The following is a 26,791-nucleotide window of genomic DNA, read 5'->3' as shown; positions in this document are numbered from 1 at the left end:
ATGGAATTAATATTATGAGTTTAACACTAAAAACGCTACGAAGATATGAATTTATATCTAAAAACAGCTAAAAGTACAATAATTATTTGCTGTTTGTTTATATTACAAACAACAGCATTTGCCCAAAGTAATATTCGTATTACTATAAAAAATGCAGAAATCACTTTACAAAAGGCATTGTCGGAAGTCGAAAGACAGTCTAAATTATCCGTTGCTTACAATCAATCACAACTTTCAGATAAACGACAATTATCTTTGAATATAGTAAACCAACCGTTAGAGACTGCGCTAAAAACAATTTTGAAAGGAACAGGGTTTTCTTATAAATTGACTGATAAGTATATTATGATTGTTCCTGAAAAAAAGGGAACAAATTCTCAGACTACAAAGACGGTGAAAGGAAAAATTGTTGATGAGAAGGGAGAACCTTTGATTGGTGTCAATGTTGCAGTTGAGGGTACTAATACTGGTACCATTACCGATTTGGATGGAAATTTCTCAATGTCTGCTTTGAGTAATTCTACTTTGAAAGTCTCTTATATCGGATATGCCACTCAATTGATACCTGTTTCCGGAAAGGACTTTTACAGTATAACCATGCGTCCGGATAATGAAGTGCTGGATGAGGTGGTTGTTACCGCTTTGGGTATTAAACGCGAAGTGAAATCATTGACCTATAATGTGCAAGAAATGAAAGCTGCTGATCTTACTACTGTAAAGGATGCTAGTTTCATGAATAGTCTGGCTGGTAAGATTGCCGGGGTGACTATTAATCAAAGTGCGTCTGGTATTGGTGGTTCTACCCGTGTTGTGATGCGCGGTTTGAAATCTATCACAAATGATAACAATGCCTTGTATGTAATTGACGGTATTCCTATGGCTTCTATGCGTTCTAATCAGGAAAAAAGCTTTTATGAGAATGCAGATGGAGGAGATAGTGATGGGATTTCCAGTATAAATCCGGATGATATTGAATCGATGTCTGTATTGACAGGTGCAGCGGCTGCTGCGCTTTACGGTTCGCAGGGTGCCAATGGTGTTGTGTTGATTACAACAAAAAAAGGAGAAGAGGGGAAGTTGAGAATTAATTATTCTAACGATACTCAGTTCATGAGTCCATTGGTAATGCCGGAGTTTCAGACGACTTATGGATCGCTAGAAGGTGAGTTTGCTAGCTGGGGAGCTAAAAAGGATGCGACATGGGAACCTAAAGATTTCTTTCAAACAGGTTTCACAGAAACTAACTCGTTAGGTTTGTCAGCAGGCAATGACCGCAATCAGACTTATTTCTCTGTAGCATCGACTAATGCGCGTGGTATTATACCTAATAATACTTATAACCGGTATAATTTTACATTGCGTAATACGACTGAATTAATTAAGGATAAGTTGACATTGGATATGAGTGCCTCTTATGTGATTACCAATGATAATAATATGATGTCGCAGGGGCAATATCATAACCCACTTGTTGCATTATACCTCATGCCCAGGGGAGATGATTTGAATAAATATAAGGTATATGAACGTTATAATAGTGAGAAATATTATGATGTGCAATACTGGCCTTATGGTAATCAGGGATTTGCAATAGAAAATCCGTATTGGATTGTGAATCGTGAGAATATGAGTAATCATAAATCTCGCTACATGTTCTCGGCTAATTTGAATTATAAAGTTTTTGATTGGATGAATGTGGTTGGCCGTATGCGCGTAGACAATAGCAATGATATATATGAACGTAAAATTGCGGCCTCTTCCGACCAATTGTTTGCATCTGAATATGGTAATTATATGAACATGAAGTCTGGATATAAGAATACCTATGGAGATGTCATGGCACAGATTAATAAACGTTGGGAGAATTGGGGAATTACAGCAAACTTGGGAGCCAGTTTTAATCATCAAACCTATGAAATGACGAACTATGAGGGACATCTGGCTACTGTTCCCAACTTTTTCTCTTTTAACAATATAAGTAAAAATGGTGCAAATACCAAGGCTGAACAAGCGGGATATATAGATAATAATCAAGCTGTTTTTGCGACTTTCCAGTTGGGGTATAAGAGTTGGGCATATCTGGATTTAACTGCCCGCAATGACTGGTTTTCTACTTTAGCAAATACGGATAATGAGAAAAGTGGTTTCTTTTATCCATCGGTAGGTGTATCTGCAGTTGTCAGTGAGATGTTTGATTTGTCAAAAGCATATATTTCCTTTTTAAAGTTTAGAGCTTCTTACAGTGAAGTGGGTAATCCGCCGATGCGGCAGATTACAATGCCCACCTATACCGTGAAAGATGGTATCGTCAACACTTCCTCCAGATTATTGAATCCGGATCTGAAGCCTGAACGCACAAAATCTGTTGAAATCGGTATGAACTTGAGAATGTTTCAGAATTTGTTGAATATTGATTTCACCTATTATAATAGTAATACTTACAATCAGTTCATTAATTATACAATGCCGCCGAGTACGGGTTATAGCAACTATATGTTGAATGGCGGTAAGGTAAATAACTGGGGTATTGAAGCGCGTTTGGGTATTGACGCTAATCTTGGCCCTGTAAAATGGAACTCGAATCTGACTTTTACTATGAATCGTAATAAGGTTGTTTATCTGTTACCCGGTGGTGCTACCAATCCAATTACAGGAGAACCCATTTCCATTACAGAGATAGAACCTTTCAATCCGCAAGGAAGCTATAAAATGATAGTGAAAGAGGGAGGTACTCTGAGTGATATTTATGTAACTGGGTTGAAGATTGACTATTTAGGCAACATTAAAGTTGACGCAAATACGGGTGCTATTGAGGCTGACCCGAATACCTGGATAAAAGCCGGTAGTGCGGCACCACGATTCAATTGGGGATGGAATAACAGTTTCAGCTGGAAAGGCATTAATCTTAGTTTCCTGATTGATGCTCGTATCGGTGGAGTAGGCGTGTCTGCTACACAAGCTAAAATGGATTACTATGGAACTTCTAAAACATCGGCTATAGTACGGGATAATGGTGGAGTGAATCTTAATAGTGGCCGCGTGACAGCAAAAGATTACTATAATGTACTTGGTAATGGGGCGACCGGAGTCTTGGCGAATTATGTCTATAGTATGACAAATGTACGGCTTAGAGAAGCAACTTTAGGGTATACATTTCCAACAAAATGGTTTGGCAATCAGATACAAAATCTAACAGTGTCGCTTATTGGTAAGAATCTGTTCATGTTTCATAATAAGGCACCTTTTGATCCGGAATTATCGGCCTCTACGGGTACATATTATCAAGGGTTTGACTATTTTATGCAACCAAGTGTACGTAGCATCGGGTTTAGTGTGAAATTCCAATATTAACTAACCAGAAAGGAATAATACAATGAAAAGATTAGGAAAAATAAGACATATGGTATGCACGTTAGGAGCGGCTATGTTGATTGCTTCATCGTGTACGGATAATTATAAAGAGTGGAATACCGATCCTACAGAGGTCCCGGAATATATGCTGGTCGGATTGATGAAAATAGGGAATTTCTTTCCGGCTATGCAGATGGATGTTATACCGACCAGTGATGTGGACGCTAATCAATTTCAACGCGCTCAAAACTTATGCGGCGATATGCATTCAGGATACATGACACCCATCGGTACGTGGGGATCGAATTCTGCTTGCCATTATAACTTGCGGTATGATAAATGGAATGACGTTGCTTTCGAGGTCGCATTTACTAATGTGATGTCGGCATGGAAACAAATTCGTGATAATGGCAAGGATGAATTTCCGGAAGCTTATGCGGTGGCACAAATATTAAAGGTGGCTGCTATGCATCGGATAACGGATATATATGGTCCTTTGCCCTATCTGCAGTTTGGACACGGGGGCTTGGAAACTCCTTATGATTCACAGGAAGATATCTATAAATCTTTTTTCGAAGATCTTGATGAGGCTATAGCGGAATTGCAGGATTATGTCGCTGTTCATCCGGGAAGTAAGCCTTTGAGTAAATATGATCTGGTATATGGAGGTGATTTCACGAGGTGGTTGAAATTCGCGAATTCATTAAAACTGCGTTTGGCTATGCGTACCTGTTATGTGGAGGGATTTGAGGTGAATGGAAAAACTTCACGAAAGTTAGCTGAGGAAGCAGTTAAGAATGGAGTGATTACGGAAAATGCGGAAAATGCCCTGTTGCAGTCGGGAAACGGGATCTCTGTATTTCATCCTTTGAAGATTTGCTGGGATAATTATGAGGATGTACGAATGGGAGCTGATATTGAGTCTATAATGAAGGGTTACAATGATCCTCGTCTTTCCAAATATTTCCAAGAATCGGAATATGGTGAAGTTGGTGATAAGCTTCATGGGGCACGATTAGGGGTGAATATTACTAATAAGACGAATTACGTTAAGTTGTCGGCTCCGAATATATTTGCAGAGACACCCGTTCAGTGGATGTGTGCTGCGGAGGTTTATTTCTTGCGTGCGGAAGGAAGGCTTCATGGTTGGAATATGGGCGGTGAAATGGAAGGACTATATAATACAGGTATTACGAAGTCTTTTGAGCAGTGGGGAGTGTCCTTGGGTGATTATCTGACAAGAGGTGATGAATATAAACCTGTGCCGTTCACTGCGCCCTCGGGAACAACAGGTAGTGCGGTGGCAGCTTCAACAATTACTATTGCATGGAATGCTGTTGATCGTGATGAAAAGAAACTCGAGCGTATTATCACGCAGAAATGGATCGCTATGTTTCCGGAAGGTCAGGAGGCTTGGAGCGAATATCGTCGGACCGGGTATCCGAAACTGTTTAACTTGTATGGAACAAATGCCAGTTCAGGGCAAGTGGACGCTTCCGGTCCTCGTCGTATTCCGCTTCCGTCTACGGAATATGATACGAATACAACAGAGGTAAATAAGGCCGTAACTGATTTTCTTGGTGGCAAGGACTATGGAAATGTAAAGTTGTGGTGGGATAAAAAATAATTATGTATCTAATTTTATTACTATGAATAAGATAATGAATAGAGTCTTTGGACTTTTCGTATTGGCTATGGTTATGGTGGCATGTGATACGGAGATAGAAAATATATCGCTCCAAGTGCCTGTTGTGAAAGATGCCCAATATTATGAGAATCTGCGAGCCTATAAAAAGTCAGATCATCAGTTGGCTTTTGGATGGTTTGGCGGCTGGAAGGCAGCCGGAACATCTCCTGTAAAATATCTGCGTAACTTGCCTGACAGTGTAGACGTGGTTTCTATTTGGGGAACATGGCATAGCTTGACTCAGGCGCAGATGGAGGATTTGAAATATGTGCAAGAGGTATATGGAACCAAGGTGACATTTACTATATTTTCTCATAATATGTCCAACTTCCCCGGTAATTTTGAGAATGTGGCGGAGAATATTCCTGCTGTGGCGAAGGCGGTAGCCGACAGTGTGTTCAAATATGGGTATGATGGAGTCGATTTCGACCATGAATGTAGCAGTGGTGACTTATTCAATAAGTCGGTGAATATGACTACTTTATTGAGAGAAATGCGTGCTAATTTGGGAGAGGATAAGCTCATCTGTGTGGACGGATATATAGAGAAAATCACGGAAGAAGGATGGAAATATGCAAATTATGCAATTGCCCAGGCATATGGTACAACTGCTCCTTCTTCTTTGCAATATCGATTTAATACGGTGAGTAAACATATTAGCCCAGAACGTTTTATAGTTACAGAAAATTTTGAGAGCCTCTGGTCAACGGGAGGAGCCGGATATAAAGATCCGGAACTAGGCACGATTCCCTCTTTGCTTGGAATGGCACGCTGGCAACCGGAAGAAATAACGGAAAAACAGCATAAGGGAGGGATTGGAAGTTACCATATGGAATATGAGTATAACCATACGGATGTTGAATATAAATATCTTCGTGAGGCTATCCAGATAATGAATCCTGCGAAGAAATAATATCTAAAAAGCAGAAAAGATATGAAGACAAAATATTTATTATTGATTATGTTATGGGGGGCCGTTTTGTTTGCTTGTACAAATGCGGAACCATTGAAAGATGCTTTATACTTTACCGGCACTGAAAATTCTCCTACTGTTAAATATACAGTGGATGGTCCGGCTGACATTGGTGTGACAGTTTCGGCTTCTTGCCAGGCAATGGGGGATCAACTGATTAAAGTCAAAGTGGATCCGGATAAGCTGGAGGGTTACAATGCGGAGTATGGGAAGAAATATAAGATTGTTCCTGTTGAAGATTATATGTTGTCCAATGACGAAATTGTGCTGAAAGCAGGTGAGAATATTTCAGAACAATTGATCTTTTCTTTATTGAGAACTACTAATTTTGAAGAGGGGGTTATCTATTGTGTGCCTATAACTATTACGAATGTGACTGGTGATATGCCTGTTATGGAATCTTCCCGAACGATTTATCTTGTATTGAATCAAGTGATGGTAGTTAAGGCTGCCACTCTTTACCGGACTAACATGAAGCTTGCTTTTGAGGATGATCCTGCGTTGGCGAGTGTGCCGCAAGTCACGATGGAGGCGAGAGTTAAGGTGAACAACTTCGCTGCCATAAATCCGTATATTAGTACTGTAATGGGAGTGGAGGAAGAATTTCTATTGCGCTTTGGTGATGTTACTATTAAGCCGAATCAGATTCAATTGGCCGGAGGTGGCTATCCTGTCACGGGCAAGACGGAGTTCGAAGTGAATAAATGGTATCATCTTGCAGTTGTGTTCGACGGTTCTAGCATTAAGCTTTATGTGAATGGTGAATTGGATGGACAGGTAGATGCTCCGCGTGGTCCTATTACCTTGTGTGGAAAGACAGATAAACGCAGGTTCTGTATTGGCTCTTCGCTGGATTCCCGCTATTTTGACGGAGTCATAAGTGAAGTTCGTGTATGGAAAAAGGCTTTGACACAGAGCGAGATTCAGAATAATATGTGCTATATATCTCCGGACAATTATCAGGATATGATTGCTTACTGGAGATTTAATGAAGGTGAAGGCGATGTTGTCAGAGACTGGACCGGAAATGGCTGGGATATAAATAAGACTCTTAACTGGGTGGAGGGTGTACGCTGTCCCGAATAATTGGCAGAACAATCGATTTATAATGAAGTAAATATGAAGAAAAAATTATTATATTTAATGTTTGCTGCGGCTGTTATATGTGCGGCTTGCGGTGATGACGATGAAATTAGTCAGGTAGAGGTGGTGGAAAACCCTGTTACCGGGATTTCTGTCGAAAATGAGTATATAACCGAAGAGGGGGATATTGTTTTTGATGAAGTAGGAATTACCACTGCTCTGCGTGTTAGCGTTATTCCGGATAATGCTGGTAATCTGGAGGAATACTCATTTCGGTTTGGCTCAAGTAACGAGGACGTTTTCACAGTAAACCGTGAAGGAGTAATTACGGGTATTGCTTCTGGTGAAGCAGAACTGACGGTCACTCTGGTAGATAATGCAAATATAGCACGATTTCAATCCAAATACAGAGTAGCCGTAGATTATCAGGTAAGAGTGGAAGAAATTATTGTAGCGGATGGAATGGGAGTTCTGGACTTGGTAGTCGGTGATACTTACGATTTGAATGCTACCCTTGTTGTATTGCCGGATAATGCGGAGGATAAATCTGTATCTTATAATTTGAAGGAAGGCGATGAGGTCATTTCATTGGAGAATGGTATCATTGAGGTTTTGGCCTCCGGTACGGCTGTTATTGAAATAATAGCGAATGACGGCAGTGGAGTTTCAACAGAACTCAGAATAGAGGTAAAAGATGAGTCCGATACAGATCTGTTTTTCGAATCTATAATGGCAGGATATAAAGTTCAAGGCAATAATTTGGTGTTAGCGTTTGCTGGTAGTAATAATGCTCTTATAAACATACTGGTAAACAGGACAGCTTTACTTCCCGGTGATTATACCAAAGCAGATATCGTGACGGTAGTATTACAAGGGGTGGATGGTATTGATAAGAACAGGCAAGTAGATCCTTCAAATCCGGGAATATTTACGATTCAATACGATGAAGCGACCCAAAAGTATACAATTAAAGGAGTACTTAATATAGCAGCGAGTGATTCATCTCCGGCACTTACTTTGGGCTTTGAGTATGTAGGGGAGATGATGAAAATGTAACGAGGAATTAATATGAGTTAAAACATTTGAAATATGATTCCCCCTTGTTACGGATATTGTAACAAGGGGGTAATTTAGTATAAAAAAGTAGTTTTTATTTATTCGATTTCGTTTCTGATTGCGAAATATACTTTTAAATTGGACTAAAATACATTATGGACAAAAAAATTTCATTGTCTGTACTGGGCGTGCTGGCTGCCTGTATGAACGGGAAAATATGTGCTCAGACAGATATAAAAATAGCAGGGGAGGAACGTCCTAATATTCTCTTCATCCTAAGTGATGACCATACAGCGCAAGCATGGGGAATTTATGGAGGAATATTGGCTGATTATGCGCATAATCCCAATATTCGTCGTTTAGCTTCCGAGGGAGTGGTGCTGGATAATTGTTTCTGTACAAATTCTATTTCATCGCCAAGCCGCGCTTCTATTCTGACAGGAGCTTATAGCCATAAAAACGGTGTCTATACATTAGCCGATTCGTTGGACACTTCGTTGCCTACCATTGCTACTATCTTGAAGCAGGCAGGCTATCAAACAGGCTTGGTCGGTAAATGGCATTTAAAATCCCAGCCGCAAGGATTTGATTATTATTCAATTTTTTACGATCAAGGAGTATATCGCGATCCGTTGTTTATCAATAGTTCCGATCCGTGGCCGGGCAATCGTAATTTCGGTGAGTGTGTGCAGGGATTCTCTACCGATATTGTGACGGAGAAAGCGATAGAATGGATGAAAGCCTGGGAGAAGAAGCAGCCGTTTCTGATGTGTTGCCATTTTAAAGCTACCCATGAACCGTATGATTATCCAACTAGAATGGAGCATCTGTACGACGGAATCGTATTTCCCGAGCCCGAGAATCTGATGGATTGGGGACCGGAAACTAATGGAAGAGGATTCATCGGACAAAAATTGGAAGAAATAGGAAGAAGATGGGAACTGGCTTCTGCCGATCCTGACAAATGGTGGTGCCGTTATCCCGGATTGCCTTTTTCTACTCAAGGTAGGCAACGTGCGGCAGCCCGTAAAACTATCTATCAGAAATATATAAGAGATTATCTGCGTTGCGGAGCCACGGTGGATGATAATATAGGTAAACTTTTGCAGGCTTTGGATGATATGGGGATAGCGGATAATACGATTGTGGTATATGTTTCCGATCAAGGTTACTTTTTGGGAGAGCATGGATTTTTCGATAAACGTATGTTTTATGAGGAAGCAGCCCGCATGCCGTTTGTGATTCGTTATCCGAAGAGGCTCCCGTCCGGAAAGCGAGTGAAAGATTTGATTTTAAATATCGATTTTGCTCCGACGTTGGCACAATTTGCCGGAGTGAACCCGTCAGGAGGAATGCAGGGACGCAGCTTCGTGGATAATCTTTGCGGGCGGACACCGGATGATTGGCGTAGGAGTTTTTATTATCGTTATTGGACGCACCACACTATTCGTCCTGCTCATATGGGGATTCGTAACGAACGTTATAAGCTTGTTTTCTATTATGGTGATCCATTAGATATGACGGACGGGCAGGAGAGAGCGACTAAACCGGTATGGGACTTTTATGATTTACAAAAAGATCCGAAAGAAGATCATAATGTGTACAATGAGAAAGAATATGCCCCTATCATTAAACAAATGAAAAAGGAAATGATAAAACTACGTATGGAAGTCGAAGATACAGATGGCAAATACCCACAAATGCAGAAACTCTTTGAGGAATGTTTTTAATTCTGGAGAGAAGAAATGCAAAAAAGAGAGAATATACCTTTTTATGGGAATATCCTCTCTTTTTGACTTAAAACCTAAACCTTTTATTTAAATTTTACTTGTTATTATAGGCAACCAACATCCAAACCAACTTCTCCTGTTCTTTCAGATAATCGCTCATCATCGAAACGGTAACTTCATCTCCGGCTTGAGAAGCGATGGACAAGATCTTACGTTCTTCACCAATCAGATAGCTGATAGACTGAAGGATACTATTCAATGCTTCATCTCCGTTACTCACTTTATCTACTTCATTGATGCCTGCCACTTTCAGATAATCACTGAACTTATTGGCCGGAGTGCCACCTAACATTAAGATACGTTCTGCGATTTCGTCCACTTTTTCGGCCGTGTCATCATACATCTTTTCGAATTGACTGTGGAGAACAAAGAAATTATGTCCCTTGATATTCCAGTGGAACCCGCGGAGATTGGTGTAATATACTTGGAAGTCTGCTAATAGTTGTTGCAAAGATGCTACTACGTTGTTTGCTCCCGATTCGTTCAATTTGATAAATTCTAAAGTTTTCATATTCTTTTTATTTTTAATGATTTATACTCGTTTTCTTTTTTTCTGTACTGCAAAGATAAGGCGGAAAATGCTTGTTGTCAAACTGAAAATTTCTATCTTTGCATAGATGAAATCTATAACTTAATATGATTTGATAGATGACGATACAACAATTAGAATATATACTGGCTGTAGACCAGTTCAGGCATTTTGCACGGGCAGCCGAATATTGCCGTGTGACGCAACCCACTTTGAGTGCCATGATTCAGAAACTGGAAGATGAACTGGGAGTAAAACTGTTCGATAGAACGGTACAGCCCGTTTGTCCGACAGCCATCGGGCGGAAAGTGATAGATCAGGCTCGTGTGATTCTGGCACAGGCAGCCCAAGTAAAAGAAATAATCAGTGAAGATAAACAGTCATTGTCCGGTGTATTCCGCTTGGGAGTATTGCCAACTATTGCTCCTTATTTGCTTCCCCGCTTTTTCCCTCAACTAATGGAAAAATACCCGGAACTGGATATTCGTGTCACAGAAATGAAAACACAGGATATTCAGCAAGCTTTGCACGCCGGAGATTTGGACGCAGGGATTATTGCCAGTAAATTAGAAGACACATTCCTGACAGAAGAAACTCTTTTCTATGAGCAATTCTACGCATATGTATCAAGGAAAGAGCCCTCTTTCAAGCATGAAGTGATCCGTACTTCCGATATAACAGGTGAACATCTTTGGCTCCTGGACGAAGGACATTGCTTCCGTGACCAACTTGTCCGTTTTTGTCAGATGGAGGCGGTGAAGGTCAGCCAGATAGCTTATCGTCTGGGAAGTATGGAAACTTTTATGCGAATGGTAGAAAGCGGAAAAGGCATCACTTTTATTCCCGAACTGGCAGTGGCGCAATTGACAGAAGAACAGCGACAGTTAGTGCGTCCGTTTGCTATCCCCCGGCCTACGCGACAAGTGGTGCTGGTGACAAATAGAGATTTTATCCGTCACAGCCTGCTGTGCGTCCTGAAAGAAGAAATAAAGGCAGCGGTCCCTAAAGAAATGCTTACTTTGCAGGCCATACAATGTTTGTTATAGTGAATTAGAGAATTCCTGTTTATCTTTTCTAATGTGGCAGGAATGATTTCTAACCATATAATCAGGAGCATTCTTGACTGGGCGTATGAATGGAAAAGATGCAGGTGTGTATATGATTTTATAGGTAAAGGGCGGCAGTTTCACAACTACCGCCCCCTCTTGCGTAATTAATATATTATATTAAAAAAGAGTGTGTTTCGCATGTTCATATTAGATTAGTAATCTAAGGAAATTTTACTTCATAAGTTTTCACCCCACTATATAAGGTATTAACACGAATTCTCAATCCCTTTTTTCCTTCCATCCGCTCTTTTATTTTATCCAGTTTGAAAGACACATATCCTTCACCCAAACGTTGAGGATAATCTCCTTCACTGTTATGACGGAATTCCAGATTAATATATTCGTCCTCTGCATTGTCTTCGTCAGCAGTGGGAACTGTCTCTTCTTTGTCGTTAATCACCAGATTCAGGAAATGTTTTTTATCTTCACTATGTGTTCCGTAATATTGGAATTCAATCGTCAGATATTTATTATCCTTATTGATCCACATATAAGTCGTGTTGATCTTATCATCTCCGATTTTCTCTTCGTCGTTGTCATCTTCACCCATTGTGACGATGTCTTTGGTTAAGATTGGATTGATACCTTTCACCTGAATATTAAGGTCATATCCATTCACAGGCTCTTCCAGCTCGTTGAATATCACAAAAGCTCGTTGTCCTTCCACCCAATCTTTATTGTTCCATCCTTGCGAGTTGCTGGGATACATCTTTTTCCCATTATCCAAAGTGAAATAAAATTCCTTGCTATCCTGGCTAATCATATTAATGGTGCTGATAACCAGAAGATCGGACGAACTGTCATCGTCGTCCAAGCATGACTGGAGAATCGGCATGGTAGTCATAATAGCAAAGATAAAGGCAATGAATTTAAATTTCTTCATATACTTACTAGGTTTTAGATTTTATAATATTTATGTTTTCTGTAGTAAAAATGCAAGGGGATAGAGAATATTGCATTCGGATCTGTTAAAGAAACAAAAGTGATAAAAGAGTTGTTCTCTCTGTGCAGTATTTCTATCTTTGCTGCATTTATAAGGTAAACACGTGTATAAGAGAATGGAAGAAATAGAGTTGTCGGAACAATGTAGGCTGGGTAATAACCGGGCCCGCAAGGAACTGTATGAACAGTATGCGGGGCGTATGCTTGGCATCTGTCTACGTTATACCGGCGACCGGGATACAGCCCAGGATCTGCTTCACGACGGTTTTTTAAAGATCTTCGATTCGTTCGATAAGTTCACCTGGAGGGGTGAGGGTTCCTTGCGGGCCTGGATGGAGCGGGTGATGGTCAACACTGCTTTGCAGTATCTTCGGAAGAATGATGTAATCAATCAGTCGGCACCTTTGGAAGAGTTGCCCGAAGAGTATGAAGAGCCGGATGCTTCCGATGTGGAAGCGATTCCACAAAAAGTACTGATGCAGTTTATTGAAGAATTACCCGCCGGGTATCGTACCGTGTTCAACCTTTATACATTTGAAGACAAATCGCATAAAGAAATCGCACAGGTATTAGGTATCAATGAAAAATCTTCGGCTTCGCAACTGTTTCGTGCGAAGAGTGTATTAGCAAAAAGAGTAAAAGAATGGATAACGCATAATGGATAGATAGAGATGGAAGAGAAAGAATTGTGGATGAATAAGTTGAAGGAGAAGCTCGCGGATTATTCCGAGCCGACGCCTGCTTCCGGTTGGGAACAACTGGAGAAAGAACTTATGCCTCCTGTGGAGAAGAAAATATATCCTTATCGAAAATGGATGATGGCTGCTGCAGCTGTTATAATATTAGCTGTCGTTTCGTCAGTAAGTCTGTATTTTCTAGGGACACCTGCTGCGGATGAAATACGTCATATACAAACTCCTGCATTGGCTTCCACGCCCGATGCATTGCCGGGTGTGCAACAACCGGATATGCAGGGAACTGCTGTGGAACCTGTCTTACGGCCGGTAGCTCGCGTAGACCGTTTGGCGAAAGTCAACAGGAATCATACGGAGCAGAAAACAGGTGTAGATCCATTAGGGATCGGTAATGAAAATAAACCTTCAATAGGAAATGGAGAGGACTCTTTGAGTGAGGAGGATAAGAATGTAAAAGGGAAAGGAGAGACTGAAAATGTAGAAGATGAACCGAAGCAGGTAGAAAATACAAATGTCAGTCAGGGACAGTCACAAGATGCAGAGCGATTGAATAACAGACCGCGCCGCCCCTCCGGTAAAGACAAACTTCATATTCCGACAGAAAAAAGATCTTCTCAAAAGGGAACATGGTCAATGGGACTTTCGGTAGGAAATTCAGGAGGTGCTTCGACAGAAGTAGGTGCCGGATCTCATGCCTATATGTCCCGTGTGAGTATGTTTTCTGTTTCCAACGGTTTGATGGAGACAATTCCTAATGACCAGACGTTGGTTTTTGAAGATGGAGTACCTTACCTGCGTCAGGCAAAACAGGTGGTTGATATTAAACATCATCAACCTATTTCTTTCGGATTGTCTGTTCGTAAAGGTTTAGCTAAGGGATTCTCTCTTGAGACAGGACTGACTTATACGCTGCTTTCTTCGGATGCAAAACTGGCAGGTGAAGAGCAACAGATAGAGCAGAAACTACATTATATCGGTATTCCGTTGCGTGCCAACTGGAACTTCCTGGATAAGAAACTTGTCACTCTTTATGTCTCCGGCGGAGGTATGGTTGAGAAATGCGTTTATGGAAAGCTTGGCTCTGAAAAAGAAACAGTGAAGCCTTTGCAGTTCTCGGTATCCGGTGGTGTAGGTGCACAGATCAATGCAACGAAGCGTTTGGGTATCTACGTGGAACCGGGTGTTGCTTATTATTTCAATGATGGTTCCGACATACAAACTATACGTAAAGAGAATCCGTTTAACTTCAACATACAAGCAGGTGTTCGTCTGACTTATTAGTACGAATAATAATTATTCAAAATAATCATATTGATTAATAAAGAAATTCTCGATTTGTTGAATAAAGTCGGGATTTTCTTTTAATGCTATATTGTTGATGAGCATATATGCACTCTTCTCTATATTTTCTTTGTGATAGAAAACTCTGTCGCTAAAGTAGGTTGCTACAATTCTTGAATAGACTCTGTATCTTTTGGTACACTTCGTATCTTCATTAAAACCGTTGGCTCCAATAAAACCAAATGAAGCTTTGGGATTTTTTTCGTAGATAGAGAGCATTATATTAATACAGGTATTAATGATCCTTCTCGGTTCGAAGGTATTGGTCATTATCCTATACTTATTATGAGATAATCTATGATTTTTCTGATAGAACTTTACTGCATAGATATTGCATTCGTATTGCTCTACCCTGACAATATAAACTAAATTCGACTTAGCGGATTTGAATCTGTATAATAATATAGATAGAAGTCCATCCTCATTCCCTTCATCTTTTTGGATGAAGAAGAATGGATATGCGCTTTCTAACATTTAGAGGAGGTAAGGATATACTGGAATTCTTCTTTTATTTAGTTCTTCTTTGGATACATCAGACAATACAAATTTTTTCCCATCATCAATTTTTGAGGGATTGATTTTATTCTTCTGCTTTTGAGAAGAAATATTCTTTTGTTTTGTTTTGATATTGCCCATTCTATTAAATTTTAAAACTACATTTTGTCCTTGATAACGTAATCCTATTGCAAAGATAGGAAAATATCCTTGTATGCTGATAGAACATCGGATAATCCGGGAATTTAATTAACTATTTTTGAACTTTAGGAAAAAGAAATATATGCAGAAACCTTCCCGAAAAGTCGGATAATTGAGACAATATTAATAATATTGTCACCTGTTTATGACCTATGGCTACATTGCTGATGCCTGCCATTTGGATGCTGGCTCTTTCAAGTGTTTTTATGTATATCAGCCGCTACGCTATCAATGGTTGGGGCGTTTTTTATTTGGAAGCCCAAAAGGGTTACTCCACATTGGATGCCAGTTTTATCATTTCTATTTGTCCGGTCTGTGGTATTATCGGTACTATGTTTTCAGGTGTTATTTTTGATAAGTTATTTGGTGGACGTCGCAATGTGCCTGCGTTAATTTTCGGGTTGATGAATGTGTTTGCTCTCTGTTTGTTTCTTTTGGTCCCGGGGGGGCATTTTTGGATAGACGTGTTGGCAATGGTACTTTTCGGTTTAGGAATCGGAGTTTTGATCTGTTTTCTGGGTGGTTTGATGGCAGTGGATATTGCTCCCCGTAATGCTTCGGGTGCCGCTTTGGGAGTAGTCGGCATCGCTAGTTATATCGGAGCCGGATTGCAGGATGTGATGAGTGGCATTTAAATAGAAGGTAATAAGACTGTTCAAAATGGAGTAGATGTTTATGACTTCACCTATATCAATTGGTTTTGGATAGGAGCAGCCTTGCTGTCTTTGAGTAATTATTCTGCAATCATTTACGAGTCTTTGCTTTTTATGCTTTATGAAGAAAGAAAAGGCTTAAAGGATTTTGGCCGGGATGCTTTTAAGCGATGTATCTCTTTGCAATATCAAAAGGATGATGAACTGGACAACGGAAGTAAGCTATTGCGGCGATTGAAGATGTTGTTGCAAAATGCTGTAGCTGATTGGAAAGATAAGACTGATTTTTGTCTGGAAAATGAAATGGAACAGTACTCGCGCTTTGGCTTACAGAAAGAGAACGCCTATTTGTATGTTCGGGGGCACTGCCTGTATAATTATTTGGTTTCTATAGGGAAAAAATTGTGCGAAGGAACAGGAGTGGATTTTGAACAAAATATATTAAAGGAGTCTCTTGCTTATGAAGAATATCAAGAGATCTCAAAGATACAGAATGATATTTGCAAATTAAATGAATTATAATACTGTGTGGTAAATGATTAGTTTACCACCACAGTAGTGAAATACTCTTTAAATACCTCCGCGGCTTTTTCAAGTTGTTCGGGGGTATTTTCTTTTACGTCTTTCAGCTTGTATTCCTGCTCCATCGCTTCATACTTATGTACGCCTAATGTGTGATAAGGCAGGATTTCCACTCGTTGCACCATCTTATATTTTCCCAGAGCCTCTCCTAAACGGCGGATGTCTTCCTCGAAATCGCTGTAGCCGGGCACTAATACATAACGCAGCCAGAAAGGTTTCTCGTTTTCTTCCAGCCATGCTGCCGTGCGGATGTTTTGCTCGTTGCTTCTTCCGGTCAGTGCCTGATGGCGTGCAGGATTGAATTCTTTAATATCTAGCAATACAAGATCGGTCAGACGGAAAAGCTCTTCTACATCTTCGTTCCAAATGCCGCCGTTGCTGTCTATGCACACATGAATTCCTTTCTCTTTCAGCTCACGAACCAGTGGGACGAGTGCCTTTGCCTGAAACGTCGGTTCTCCTCCGGAGAAAGTAACTCCTCCACGCTTTCCGAAGAAAGGACGCTGGCTCATTGCCATGCGGACAATCTCTGCCGGTGGGGTAGGCGTGCCGCCTTTGCCGGCTATCGTGTCGGGATTGGCGCAATACAGGCAACGGAAGTTGCAACCTTGAAGAAAAACGACGAGCCGTAAGCCCGGCCCGTCGAATGTTCCCATACTTTCGTATGAATGTACGTTTATCGTCATATAGAGTAAATAGATTGTTACATACGTTCGTGGAAGCTACGGCTGATAACCTCCAATTGATGTTCGCGGCTCAACTTCACGAAGTTTACGGCATAACCGGAAACACGGATGGTAAGCTGCGGGTATTTTTCCGGATGTTCCATGGCATCATACAGCATATCACGGTTCAGAACGTTTACATTCAGGTGGTGAGCACCTTTGGTGAAGTAACCGTCCATCATGGTAACCAGATTCTCGATGCGATCTTCCGCAGTAGCTCCCAGTGATTTAGGAACGATAGAGAAAGTGTTACTGATACCGTCCTGTGAATCGCGGTAACGTAATTTCGCTACGGAACTCAAGGAAGCGATGGCACCGTTCTTGTCGCGTCCGTGCATCGGGTTGGCTCCCGGAGCAAAAGCGACACCTTTGGCACGTCCGTCGGGAGTAGCACCTGTCTTCTTGCCATACATCACGTTGGAAGTGATAGTCAGCAATGAAAGAGTCGGACGGGCATTCTTGTAAACCGGAAGTTTCTTCAGTTCTTCGCTGAAGAAATATACCAGGTCAACACCCAGATGGTCTACCTTGTCGTTGTCATTACCGAAGCAAGGGAATTCGCCTTCGATGTCGAAGCCTTCAGTGAGACCGATGTCGTTGCGACGTGCGGTTACTTTGGCATATTTGATGGCCGACAGTGAATCGAGTGCGATAGAAAGTCCGGCTACACCGTAAGCAAGATTAATGCGTGGGTTGGTATCTACAAGTGCCATTTGGGCTTTCTCGTAGTAATACTTATCATGCATATAATGGATGATGTTCATCGCTTCGTTGTAAACACGGGCGATTTCGGTCAATACTTTCTTGTAGTTGTCCATTACTTCCTCAAATTTCAGCGTATCACTGGTCAATACGGGAATGTTTTTCACCATAACTGTACCGGTGTTTTCGCAACGTCCGCCGTTGATGGCGAGCAACAGGGCTTTCGCAAGATTGCAGCGTGCGCCGAAGAACTGGATTTGTTTACCGATTTCCTGGTAAGATACGCAGCAGGCAATTCCATAGTCGTCCGACTGGCGTACTTCGCGCATCAGGTCGTCGTTTTCGTATTGGATGGATGAAGTGTCGATGGAAACTTTAGCACAGAATTCCTTGAATCCTTCCGGCAGTTCCGGGCTCCATAGTACGGTCAGGTTCGGTTCCGGTGAAGGGCCGAGGTTGTACAGTGTTTGCAGGAAGCGGAATGAAGTCTTTGTCACCTTGGTACGTCCGTCGTTGAGGCGTCCGCCCAGAGATTCGGTTACCCATGTCGGGTCACCCGCAAAGATATCGTTGTAGGATTGCATACGCAGGTGGCGCACCATACGCAGTTTGATGACAAACTGGTCGATCAGCTCCTGTGCGAAAGATTCGGTGATGGTTCCTTTGCTCAATTCATATTCCATATAAATGTCGAGGAACGAAGAGACGTTACCCAGTGACATGGCAGCGCCGTCTTGTTCTTTTACGGCAGCAAGGTATGCCATGTAAACCCATTGTACGGCTTCTTGTGCCGTGTAAGCGGGACGGCTCAAATCGAGTCCGTAGTATTCGCCCATTACCTTCATGTCTTTCAACGCCTTGATTTGTTCTGCCACTTCTTCGCGCAGGCGGATACGGGCGTCGGTCATCGGACCGGTGAGGTTGCGTAAGTCTTCTTTTTTGGCTTCAATCAGTCGGTCGATACCATAGAGGGCCATGCGGCGGTAGTCGCCGATGATACGTCCGCGGGCGTAGTTGTCAGGAAGTCCGGTGAGGAATCCCAAAGAACGGAACGAGCGGATTTCTTCGGTATATACGTCGAATACTCCGTCGTTGTGTGTCTTGCGGTAGTGGGTGAAGATATCTTTTACGCGGTCGTCCACCTCTACACCGTTTTCGTGGCAGGCTTTGCTCACTACATTGATACCTCCGAAAGGTTTGATGGCACGTTTCAGAAGCTCGTCTGTCTGTAAGCCGACAATCAGTTCGTTTTCTTTGTCGATGTATCCGGCTTTATGAGAAGTGATGGTTGAGACGGTGACATTATCCAGTGAGCGTACCCCATTATTGGCTCTTTCTTCTGCCAGTGCTTCGAGGCAGCGGTTCCACACGGCTTTTGTGCGTTCAGTAGGTCCTTCGAGGAAAGAAGCATCTCCATAATACGGAGTGATGTTATGACTTACGAAATCTCTGACGTTGATTTCAGTGCTCCAAAGACCGTCTTTAAAGATCTTGTTTAATTCCATAAATGATAAAATTAGAGGTTGTAGTTATCCTTTTCTTTAGAGCGCACAAAGTTACAATGATTTTTCATATAATCGGCATAAATATGCTCTATTTTATGCTTTTCAACATAAAATACCTAGATATTGCTATTCTTTGGAAATGACCTTTCCCCGACTGTACGAAACGATTGTTTCCGGTCTACATAAAAGTGATATGTTTCATCAGTATGGAGGTGATTTGCCCTTTCAGTTGATTGGCATTGATGGGCTTGGGCATATAAGCGTCAAATCCGTTTTCCATCACTCTCTGCTCGTCCGAAGCATAGGCAAAGGCGGTGACGGCTATGATGGGAACCCGTTTGGAGTATTTCCGTATCTCTTTGGTTGCCTCGTATCCATCCATCACGGGCATGTTGATATCCATCAGGATGAGCTGCGGGTTATGTTCTCTAAATAGGCTTACTGCTTCCTCTCCATTCCAGGCATGTAGTAAATTGTAGTCCTTTTTAAGAATGGATTCTATCAGACGGTAATTACTTCCATGGTCTTCCGCCACCAGGATCGTGATTTTTTGCTTCTTTATCTTTACCGGTTCTGTTGTTACTTCCTGCTGCGGAGCTTCGAGCGCGGGACGGTAGGGGAGGGTGAACCAAAAAGTGGAACCCTCTCCGGGGGTTGAGCATACACTGATTTCACCTCCCATTTGCTGAACAAGAGTTTGGCAAATCGAAAGTCCCAGTCCTGTTCCTTGTGCGAAAGTGTTCAGTTTGACAAAGCGTCCGAATACACTTTCTTGCTTGTCTTCCGAAATGCCGCAGCCGGTATCAGTCACATAGAAATAGAGCTGTTTGTTATCACGTATTTGGTAGCCTATACGAATGTTACCTGTTTCTGTAAATTTGATGGCGTTTGTTACCAGATTAATGATAATCTGTGAAATGCGGTTGCGTTCGGCATGAATATAACATTCCGGTAACGGAGTTTCGAGAGTGAGTGTGACTTGTTTGTCGGGGGACAGTTTCAGGCGTAATGAACTTTCCAGCTCGGTCATTACACCATTCAGGTCAAAGTCTGTGTAGGCAAACTCCATGGTACCGGCTTCAATCTTTGAGAGATCAAGGATGTCACTGATAAGTTGTAAAAGCAGGGTATTGTTATTTTCGATGATGCTGACATATTCCCGTTTCTCTTCTTCTTCCTCGGTGGAAGCCAGTATTCCGGAGAAACCGACAATTGCATTGAGCGGTGTGCGGATCTCGTGGCTCATGTTGGCAAGGAAAGCCGATTTGAGTCGATTGGACTCTTCCGCGCGGTTTTTAGCGGAAATCAAATCGTTTTCCATGCTCTTCCGGTCGGTAATGGTCAGCGAGGAACCTACTAAAGTGAGTGGCTGTCCGTTTTCGTCATAACTTTCTACAGCTACCTGTGCCTCTATCCAGTCAGTATGGTTCACACCGTCCACTTCTTTGATGATACGGTATTCCACCTTTGCTTTTCTAGTATGTTTGGTGATTAGGCTTGCATAGGCTTCTTTTACCTTGGGAAAGTCTTCTTTATGTATTTTTGTAAAATACTGTTCGTCGGATATATAAAGCTGTTCATCACTTATTTCTGTATTCTCATTGCCGGTGACGGCGGTTCTGTTTACATCATACTGTATGGTATGTGTCTTTAAATCCCATTTCCAGGGGATGATATTGGCAATATCGAGTGCCATGGATAACTTGTGGTTGATAGAACGCATTTGCATCTGGGCATGGTGCAACTCTGTGCTGTCCATACAGAATATATGCATGAATCGTCCGTCGTCACTGGCATTTACTACTATGTCATAAAAAGTGTCGATCTCTTTATAATAGTAGGAAAAAGTGATGGAACGTTTTTCTGCCAGGGAGATATTCATGAAATGTAGAAACTGTGGCAGTGATTCCGGAAATATTTCGCTTCCCCGCTTACCGATAACTTTCTGTTTTTCGAAAAATCTCTTCTCGAAATGTTGGTTTACGTCTATATATATTGTGTCTACAATCCGTCCGTCCTCATCTTTTATAAGTTCTTCCGCCATGTAAAGAATTGGCATATTATTGATAATGTTATAATACTTGCCAGTACTTTCTAATGCTTTGTGCTGGACACGCTTCATTCTTTCGAGTGTGTGTACTCGGTAATATTGGAAGCCTAACAGCAGCAGAATGAACAGGCAGCTTGTTCCGATGATCGCATATTCGTATTTCTCCCACAAAGTGGGAGGTGCGTCATAGAAAATTGTATTTTTTGGACAATTTTTTGGATCGAGTTTGCGGTGGAGTAATGACTGATAATTGAATACGGGAGTAGCATTTCCGGCATTATAGATAGGGATATAACGGGGTTGTTTTCCGTGGATAATCTCTTTGATGGTGGTTAACATCCGGTTAATATACTCTTTTTCATCATAGATATAGCCACCGATAATTCCTCCTTCTTCCTGAATACCTACTCTTCTGAATGAAAAAAGAGGTACGGATGAGGTGGCGATAATACGATGGGAGTTACTGGTCATTACAAGATTTTCTTCATAGTCTTTTTTTCGTAACCAGGAAGAAAACAAAAATCCGGTAGTGAGAGGATTCTGTTTGCGGAGAATGGTGAAAAGACTGTCGGTAGAGGTGTTTTCTGCAGAAATAAACTGATATTCCAAGTCCGGATGCTTCTTCCTGATCGTTGCGGAAAGGTCATAATCGTTCTGCTGGCATGTGTATGTACCATCACCGATATAAATGACTTTATTCATTTGCGGAATGAGCTGCTTCATGAGTTGCAGATTCTCTTCGATATACAGATTGGCGTACAACATGGTCAAGTTCATCGTCTTTTGTAGGTCGCTGATAGGTATACGCTGTTGCGGAGCCAGTGCATGAGCCTGAATGATAAGGCTGTCCGGACCTGTATAATCCCGCTCGCCACATAGCAACATAGGAATGTCCGGCCATATCTTATTGAGGTTGTCGCAGAAAACGAAACTGGCATTCCCCACAAATACCACCATTTTGGGAGGAGACGAAGGTAACATCTCGCAGATACTTGCTTCGAATTTATCCACCTCTTTGGCGTTTTGCAATGCGAACATATTCAGATATATAGTATATGCTCCTATGGTGCTGTCTTGTGAAGCCATGGTGACAATCGGAGTGATGAAGCTGTTGCTCCAGGGATTGGAGTCTGCATAAGCGCTGATGACCAGAATCTGGTCGAGGTCTTTTTTAGGGGTACTACCTACTGATAGAAGAGTGTGTGTGAGTAGGCATAAAAAAATAATACTAGTCTTAAATATACTTCCCATACTGCTTTTTCGCTTATTGTTTATTTTGTTGTGAAAACGAGGCGAAGATATGCATAAAATGTAAATATGCAAAGGAAAATGAGAATTAATTAGTAACGGACTATAGAGTTGTTTTGCCAGCTTTATTTTCTGCCCTGATTTTATTTTTCGTAAATTTTGTCCTAAAAATATTTGCGTATCAAAAAAAGAGTTGTACCTTTGCACCACTTTTAACGAAAAGCACTTCTGATAAAGAGGTTTTGGAGAGGTGGCAGAGTGGTCGATTGCGGCGGTCTTGAAAACCGTTGTACCGCGAGGTACCCGGGGTTCGAATCCCTGTCTCTCCGCTGGAAATGTAACCCTTTATAAATCAATGATTTATAAAGGGTTTTTTAGTACCTCAAATCTCCCGAACCTATTGTTTTCTTTTTCTTTATTTATCTGATAATATGATAGTTATATAATTTATTGCTAGTTGGTTTATTGTAATTGGGCACTGATAATGAGTGTTGGAAGTGGCTAAATCATGCTCAATGATTGAACTCAAAAATGTCCATGATTAAATATTTATTATTCAGATAATCAGTATTTTATCTGTTTGCCTTAAAGAAAACTATTTTTTCTTCATTGTTTTATTATTTTTTGCCCTTCTTTGGAAATTGTTTAATTAAAAATCGATCATTATGAGACAAACATTTTCCCTTTTATTCTTTTTGAAGAAAAGACAAAACCATATGGATGGCTTGCATCCAATTATGGTTCGTATCACTATCAATGGTAAAAGTGTAGAAATTTATACCGGGCAAAAAGCGTTACTTTCTAATTGGAGTATCCGATTACATCAGTGTGTGGGCAGTTGTGCGAAACAAACAAATTTATTTCTAAAAAGTATCAGGTTTAGGCTGAATCAGATTTTTTATCAACAGTCTTTATACGGAGAGACAACTACTCCTCAAAAAATCAAAGATACTTTTACAGGAGCAGACAAAAAGAATCATTATTTACTTTCTTTATTTGAATTACACAATGAGAGTATAAGGAAGCAGGTGGGTATAAGCAAATCTCCTACGACTTTTCGGAAATATGAAACTACACGCAAGCATCTTCAAGGTTATCTTCGAAGTAAGTGTCTGGAGGATATAATTCTAGAAAATATCAATCATACATTTATTTGTGATTTTGAAGTCTATTTGCGTGTAACCGCTCATTGTGCTCATAATACAACAGCTAAATTTATGCAGTTTTTCAAACGAATTATCATCCTTGCTTTAAATAATGGGTATATAACCAAAAATCCTTTTTCAGAATATCAGATAAAACTGCAAAAAGTAGATCGTGGATATTTAACGAGAGAAGAACTACAGAGAATAAAAGAAAAAAAGATCGAAATAAAACGTTTGGTTTTAGTCAGAGATCTTTTTCTTTTTGCATGCTACACAGGTTTATCTTATATTGATCTCAAGAATTTGTCAAAACATCATTTGTATATTGCTCATGATGGGAATTTGTGGTTACGAATGAACCGCAATAAAAGTGGTGAGACAGCAAATGTATACCTATTTAATCTTCCTAAGACATTGATTGCAAAATATGAAAATCCAGATTCTATCTACTTATTTCCTGTTCCAAGTAATCAAAAAGTAAATGCTTATTTAAAAGAGATTGCTGATATTTGTGATATTCATAAGAACCTGACTTTTCACGTTGCCCGCCATACGATGGCAACGACTGTTTGTTTGGCAAACGGTGTGCCTATTGAGAGCCTATCTAAGGTTTTAGGACACACTAATATAAAAACTACTCAACTATATGCCAAGATTACCGATGAAAAATTAAGTAATGATTTGGCTATACTCATGTCAAAGATAGATTAGACTTTTATATCTTAAGCTTCATGTATTGAAAATAGATGGAGCTTAAGAAAACTCAATTTGGTATTGATTTTATTTGTAAAGAAACTGTTGTAGCATTAAATATAGTACAGATTTTACGTGATACTTTCCAAAATTTTGTATAAATAAGAAGTTTCAGATTTAAGGTTTTATACTTAAATCTTGTTTTCAAATGTTGAATGCTTACGTCTTCTTCGCTTTTAAATTGACTTAAGAACTCCTTGCTCAATAATTCTTTGGGAATCTCCATAAAATTTACATTTTTCAAATTTAATAAATAAAAAAACTACAAGTAACAATACCTGTAGTTTTTCATTTACACAATTTTATGGACAGTGTTTCTAAAATAAAAGCCGTTACATGATTTTGAATGTAACGGCTTTTTAAGTTAAGTTGAAGGATGAAATTATTTTTATTATTATAGTTTTTCTATTAATTCTTTCTTTATAATTTCATATGCCTCTTGCGGATTGAACTTTTCGTCAGGACGGAGCAGTAGTTCCGTATCTCCCAAAAATTCATCATCCTGCATTTTTATTTCCATATTTTGTATAAACTCCTTTTGTGAAGGAGGATTGTCCACAACAAACTCCATATACTTGTGATAACATTCCAGTACCTTATCGGTATTTAATGAGCCTGTCGATATTGCTTTGTACAAATCAAAAAGATCACGTCCTTTTCTTCTTTGGTAGAGCGCACGTAATTTAGTTCCTATTAATTCGTCTAAATGATAAGTATTCACTTGGCAACTTCCGGTATACCATTGGTTCTGTACACTGAAATCCATCTTATTCAGACCAAAGACATTGAAATGCTCCTTGCAGTTAATCTCTACTTTTAATCGTATCGGTACCACAGGTATGGTTTCTGAATCAAATCGAAAGATTAATGTATTGTTATGCTTCTTCTGTTTCACTTTAGGCTCACCTAAGAAAGCAAGCACATCACGTATTTTGTCTATGGTTGCCTTTATCGGCTCCGGCTCTATCTGTACCAGGTCAATGTCTTCACTGTACCTGGGCTGGGGAGACAGGTAGAGCTTATGCAAGGCTGTACCGCCACGAAAAGCCAAATGTGATGACAGGTATTCATCCTTATATATTTCTGTCAATGCACGACATATAACTAAATCCTGCTCCACTTGTTCGGAAGCACTCCAAGGCACTATGTTGCGCCATGCTGTTATTGCATATTCCGGTATCATTCGTCTATTTCAATTTCTTCATTAATAATTATTTTCCACTTTGCATTATATTCGCAATCCTCACTGTCTTTTCCAGTCTTCAAGGGTGACTTTCGGAATAGAATGCCAGCCTCCTTTGTTTTGCGCAGTAAATCATCTGCCAACTCTGAATAATCCAGTTCTTCTAATAAATACCCTAACCTTTGCACTACAGGGACGGGAGTATTGTCAAATATAGAAATAGCCATATCACGGAAGTTTAGCTCTTCCGCCAATTCATTCAATACGGTCGCCGCTCTGTTAATCCCGCCTATCTCTTTATCATAAAGGATAAGATCCATTGCGGTCAGTTCGGGACTGGAAACTAAAACGTAACCGCTTTTAGTTTTCTTCTGAATCAAAAAAGATGTCGGTATATTTTTCTTTATGATGAACTTCATCCTTATACCTTTTTTCTCTGATGCTCTTACGCTTGGTAAGCCTGTAATCACAGTGAATACTTGCGGACGTTGATGTGCCGCCGCATAAAAGGCTGCGGCATCCAATAATCCAATATAATATTGTCTGTGCAAATATTCCATCAATTGATTTATATAAACAATAGGGGGTACTACGCCTTTATGCGCATACTCAATAGGTATTACAACATAAAATCCTTTCCATACCGATAGAATTTTCCCTTTGGTAACTAAACGTAATAAAGCATTCGCTGTTCCACGTTTACTTATAGATGGAAATAATTTATAGACTTCTTCAATAGAAAAAGTGATAACCCCTCTCTTAGGTAAGTCTTCCACCCAATTTCTAATCTTATAATTATCTTCCTGTTTCATATCTGATCAACATTGTATCTGCAAAAATACTCATTTTTCGGGTAAAATCGCAGATGAAATGTGATTTCTTGCTTTTTCGTTAAAAAATATCCCATCCTATCCTCACGACAGTATGGGATATACATTAAGCTCTAAACTTAATCTCTAATCAAATTATGGAAATTATATGGTATGTACATTA

Annotated in this window: 19 protein-coding genes, 1 tRNA gene and 1 pseudogene; 13 read left to right on the top strand and 8 right to left on the bottom strand. The window is 40.4% G+C overall.

The features are described 5' to 3' along the window. Positions 1–45 precede the first annotated feature (45 nt). From AAHJ11_RS03530 to AAHJ11_RS03505, 6 genes are all read left to right on the top strand, one after another. A complete protein-coding gene (locus AAHJ11_RS03530; RefSeq protein WP_234132104.1) occupies positions 46–3,351 on the top strand; it encodes a TonB-dependent receptor in 3,306 nt (1,101 codons plus the stop codon). 22 nt (positions 3,352–3,373) lie between these two features. After that, complete coding sequence (locus tag AAHJ11_RS03525; RefSeq protein ID WP_148365966.1) at positions 3,374–4,978, top strand: RagB/SusD family nutrient uptake outer membrane protein; 1,605 nt, start codon at positions 3,374–3,376, stop codon at positions 4,976–4,978. Between the two features lie 34 nt (positions 4,979–5,012). After that, positions 5,013–5,951 (top strand): glycoside hydrolase family 18, encoded by a 939-nt coding sequence (locus AAHJ11_RS03520; protein ID WP_195649874.1) that lies wholly within the window; start codon positions 5,013–5,015, stop codon positions 5,949–5,951. Positions 5,952–5,972: 21 nt separating this feature from the next. Further along, positions 5,973–7,097, top strand: a complete 1,125-nt coding sequence (locus AAHJ11_RS03515; RefSeq protein WP_148365970.1) for a DUF1735 and LamG domain-containing protein — start codon at positions 5,973–5,975, stop codon at positions 7,095–7,097. A gap of 33 nt (positions 7,098–7,130) precedes the next feature. Beyond that, positions 7,131–8,150 carry an Ig-like domain-containing protein gene (locus AAHJ11_RS03510; protein WP_148365972.1) on the top strand — a complete coding sequence of 340 codons (1,020 nt, stop codon included), beginning with the start codon at positions 7,131–7,133 and terminating at the stop codon, positions 8,148–8,150. A 203-nt stretch (positions 8,151–8,353) separates the two neighbouring features. Further along, positions 8,354–9,880: a sulfatase gene (locus AAHJ11_RS03505; RefSeq protein WP_413579267.1), complete on the top strand. Its 1,527-nt coding sequence runs from the start codon at positions 8,354–8,356 to the stop codon at positions 9,878–9,880. 94 nt (positions 9,881–9,974) lie between these two features. On the opposite strand, the gene AAHJ11_RS03500 is transcribed toward AAHJ11_RS03505, so the two are convergent. Further along, a complete protein-coding gene (locus tag AAHJ11_RS03500; protein ID WP_148365976.1) occupies positions 9,975–10,451 on the bottom strand; it encodes a Dps family protein in 477 nt (158 codons plus the stop codon). 137 nt (positions 10,452–10,588) lie between these two features. Between AAHJ11_RS03500 and AAHJ11_RS03495 the strand changes: the two genes are divergently transcribed. After that, positions 10,589–11,515, top strand: coding sequence for a hydrogen peroxide-inducible genes activator (locus AAHJ11_RS03495; protein ID WP_148365978.1), 927 nt, complete (start codon positions 10,589–10,591; stop codon positions 11,513–11,515). 223 nt (positions 11,516–11,738) lie between these two features. On the opposite strand, the gene AAHJ11_RS03490 is transcribed toward AAHJ11_RS03495, so the two are convergent. Next, positions 11,739–12,461, bottom strand: coding sequence for a NigD-like protein (locus AAHJ11_RS03490; protein WP_148365980.1), 723 nt, complete (start codon positions 12,459–12,461; stop codon positions 11,739–11,741). Between the two features lie 175 nt (positions 12,462–12,636). Here AAHJ11_RS03490 and AAHJ11_RS03485 point away from each other — a divergent pair, with 175 nt between their 5' ends. Next, on the top strand, positions 12,637–13,185 hold the full coding sequence (locus AAHJ11_RS03485) for an RNA polymerase sigma factor (protein WP_148365982.1): 549 nt from the start codon (positions 12,637–12,639) through the stop codon (positions 13,183–13,185). Between the two features lie 6 nt (positions 13,186–13,191). Further along, positions 13,192–14,496, top strand: coding sequence for an outer membrane beta-barrel protein (locus AAHJ11_RS03480; RefSeq protein ID WP_320974294.1), 1,305 nt, complete (start codon positions 13,192–13,194; stop codon positions 14,494–14,496). Positions 14,497–15,030: 534 nt separating this feature from the next. Here the strand turns inward: AAHJ11_RS03480 and AAHJ11_RS03475 are convergent. Next, positions 15,031–15,192 (bottom strand): hypothetical protein, encoded by a 162-nt coding sequence (locus AAHJ11_RS03475; RefSeq protein ID WP_167511812.1) that lies wholly within the window; start codon positions 15,190–15,192, stop codon positions 15,031–15,033. A 221-nt stretch (positions 15,193–15,413) separates the two neighbouring features. Between AAHJ11_RS03475 and AAHJ11_RS03470 the strand changes: the two are divergent. Together AAHJ11_RS03470 and AAHJ11_RS03465 are read left to right on the top strand one after the other, a co-directional pair. After that, positions 15,414–15,980, top strand: a pseudogene (locus AAHJ11_RS03470) (MFS transporter); the annotation flags it as partial. Positions 15,981–16,019: 39 nt separating this feature from the next. After that, positions 16,020–16,427 (top strand): hypothetical protein, encoded by a 408-nt coding sequence (locus tag AAHJ11_RS03465; RefSeq protein ID WP_167511809.1) that lies wholly within the window; start codon positions 16,020–16,022, stop codon positions 16,425–16,427. Positions 16,428–16,444: 17 nt separating this feature from the next. Here the strand turns inward: AAHJ11_RS03465 and pflA are convergent, their stop codons facing one another. The 3 genes from pflA to AAHJ11_RS03450 form a co-directional block, all read right to left on the bottom strand. After that, positions 16,445–17,173 (bottom strand): pyruvate formate-lyase-activating protein, encoded by a 729-nt coding sequence (pflA, locus tag AAHJ11_RS03460; protein WP_148365987.1) that lies wholly within the window; start codon positions 17,171–17,173, stop codon positions 16,445–16,447. 17 nt (positions 17,174–17,190) lie between these two features. Beyond that, the gene (pflB, locus tag AAHJ11_RS03455; protein ID WP_148365989.1) at positions 17,191–19,419 is read right to left on the bottom strand and encodes a formate C-acetyltransferase; all 2,229 of its coding nucleotides are present in this window, start codon (positions 19,417–19,419) and stop codon (positions 17,191–17,193) included. Between the two features lie 178 nt (positions 19,420–19,597). Further along, the gene (locus AAHJ11_RS03450; protein WP_413579071.1) at positions 19,598–22,720 is read right to left on the bottom strand and encodes an ATP-binding protein; all 3,123 of its coding nucleotides are present in this window, start codon (positions 22,718–22,720) and stop codon (positions 19,598–19,600) included. Positions 22,721–22,961: 241 nt separating this feature from the next. Between AAHJ11_RS03450 and AAHJ11_RS03445 the strand changes: the two genes are divergently transcribed. Beyond that, positions 22,962–23,046 (top strand) — tRNA-Ser (locus AAHJ11_RS03445). 336 nt (positions 23,047–23,382) lie between these two features. Then, complete coding sequence (locus tag AAHJ11_RS03440) at positions 23,383–24,573, top strand: site-specific integrase (protein WP_148365991.1); 1,191 nt, start codon at positions 23,383–23,385, stop codon at positions 24,571–24,573. A gap of 436 nt (positions 24,574–25,009) precedes the next feature. Here the strand turns inward: AAHJ11_RS03440 and AAHJ11_RS03435 are convergent, their stop codons facing one another. Further along, positions 25,010–25,798 (bottom strand): nucleotidyl transferase AbiEii/AbiGii toxin family protein, encoded by a 789-nt coding sequence (locus AAHJ11_RS03435; protein WP_148365993.1) that lies wholly within the window; start codon positions 25,796–25,798, stop codon positions 25,010–25,012. Then, positions 25,795–26,610 (bottom strand): type IV toxin-antitoxin system AbiEi family antitoxin domain-containing protein, encoded by an 816-nt coding sequence (locus tag AAHJ11_RS03430; RefSeq protein WP_148365995.1) that lies wholly within the window; start codon positions 26,608–26,610, stop codon positions 25,795–25,797. Before AAHJ11_RS03430 ends, AAHJ11_RS03435 begins: the two co-directional genes overlap by 4 nt. Positions 26,611–26,791 lie beyond the last annotated feature (181 nt).

The sequence above is a fragment of the Bacteroides sp. 90-K9/2 genome (genome assembly GCF_047310725.1).
Taxonomy (GTDB): Bacteria; Bacteroidota; Bacteroidia; order Bacteroidales; family Bacteroidaceae; genus Bacteroides; species Bacteroides vicugnae.
Note: the sequence above shows the minus strand (reverse complement) of the source record. Positions and strands in the feature narration are given on the sequence as shown.

Coding starts and splice junctions, on each gene's coding strand:
- AAHJ11_RS03435 (WP_148365993.1), bottom strand. CDS start 25,798: ATGATACCGGAATATGCAATAACAGCATGGCGCAACATAGTGCCTTGG.
- AAHJ11_RS03480 (WP_320974294.1), top strand. CDS start 13,192: ATGGAAGAGAAAGAATTGTGGATGAATAAGTTGAAGGAGAAGCTCGCG.
- AAHJ11_RS03505 (WP_413579267.1), top strand. CDS start 8,354: ATGAACGGGAAAATATGTGCTCAGACAGATATAAAAATAGCAGGGGAG.
- AAHJ11_RS03525 (WP_148365966.1), top strand. CDS start 3,374: ATGAAAAGATTAGGAAAAATAAGACATATGGTATGCACGTTAGGAGCG.
- AAHJ11_RS03500 (WP_148365976.1), bottom strand. CDS start 10,451: ATGAAAACTTTAGAATTTATCAAATTGAACGAATCGGGAGCAAACAAC.
- AAHJ11_RS03490 (WP_148365980.1), bottom strand. CDS start 12,461: ATGAAGAAATTTAAATTCATTGCCTTTATCTTTGCTATTATGACTACC.
- AAHJ11_RS03465 (WP_167511809.1), top strand. CDS start 16,020: ATGCTTTATGAAGAAAGAAAAGGCTTAAAGGATTTTGGCCGGGATGCT.
- AAHJ11_RS03440 (WP_148365991.1), top strand. CDS start 23,383: ATGAGACAAACATTTTCCCTTTTATTCTTTTTGAAGAAAAGACAAAAC.
- AAHJ11_RS03450 (WP_413579071.1), bottom strand. CDS start 22,720: ATGGGAAGTATATTTAAGACTAGTATTATTTTTTTATGCCTACTCACA.
- AAHJ11_RS03530 (WP_234132104.1), top strand. CDS start 46: ATGAATTTATATCTAAAAACAGCTAAAAGTACAATAATTATTTGCTGT.
- pflA (WP_148365987.1), bottom strand. CDS start 17,173: ATGACGATAAACGTACATTCATACGAAAGTATGGGAACATTCGACGGG.
- AAHJ11_RS03430 (WP_148365995.1), bottom strand. CDS start 26,610: ATGAAACAGGAAGATAATTATAAGATTAGAAATTGGGTGGAAGACTTA.
- AAHJ11_RS03515 (WP_148365970.1), top strand. CDS start 5,973: ATGAAGACAAAATATTTATTATTGATTATGTTATGGGGGGCCGTTTTG.
- AAHJ11_RS03485 (WP_148365982.1), top strand. CDS start 12,637: ATGGAAGAAATAGAGTTGTCGGAACAATGTAGGCTGGGTAATAACCGG.
- AAHJ11_RS03510 (WP_148365972.1), top strand. CDS start 7,131: ATGAAGAAAAAATTATTATATTTAATGTTTGCTGCGGCTGTTATATGT.
- AAHJ11_RS03475 (WP_167511812.1), bottom strand. CDS start 15,192: ATGGGCAATATCAAAACAAAACAAAAGAATATTTCTTCTCAAAAGCAG.
- AAHJ11_RS03520 (WP_195649874.1), top strand. CDS start 5,013: ATGAATAGAGTCTTTGGACTTTTCGTATTGGCTATGGTTATGGTGGCA.
- AAHJ11_RS03495 (WP_148365978.1), top strand. CDS start 10,589: ATGACGATACAACAATTAGAATATATACTGGCTGTAGACCAGTTCAGG.
- pflB (WP_148365989.1), bottom strand. CDS start 19,419: ATGGAATTAAACAAGATCTTTAAAGACGGTCTTTGGAGCACTGAAATC.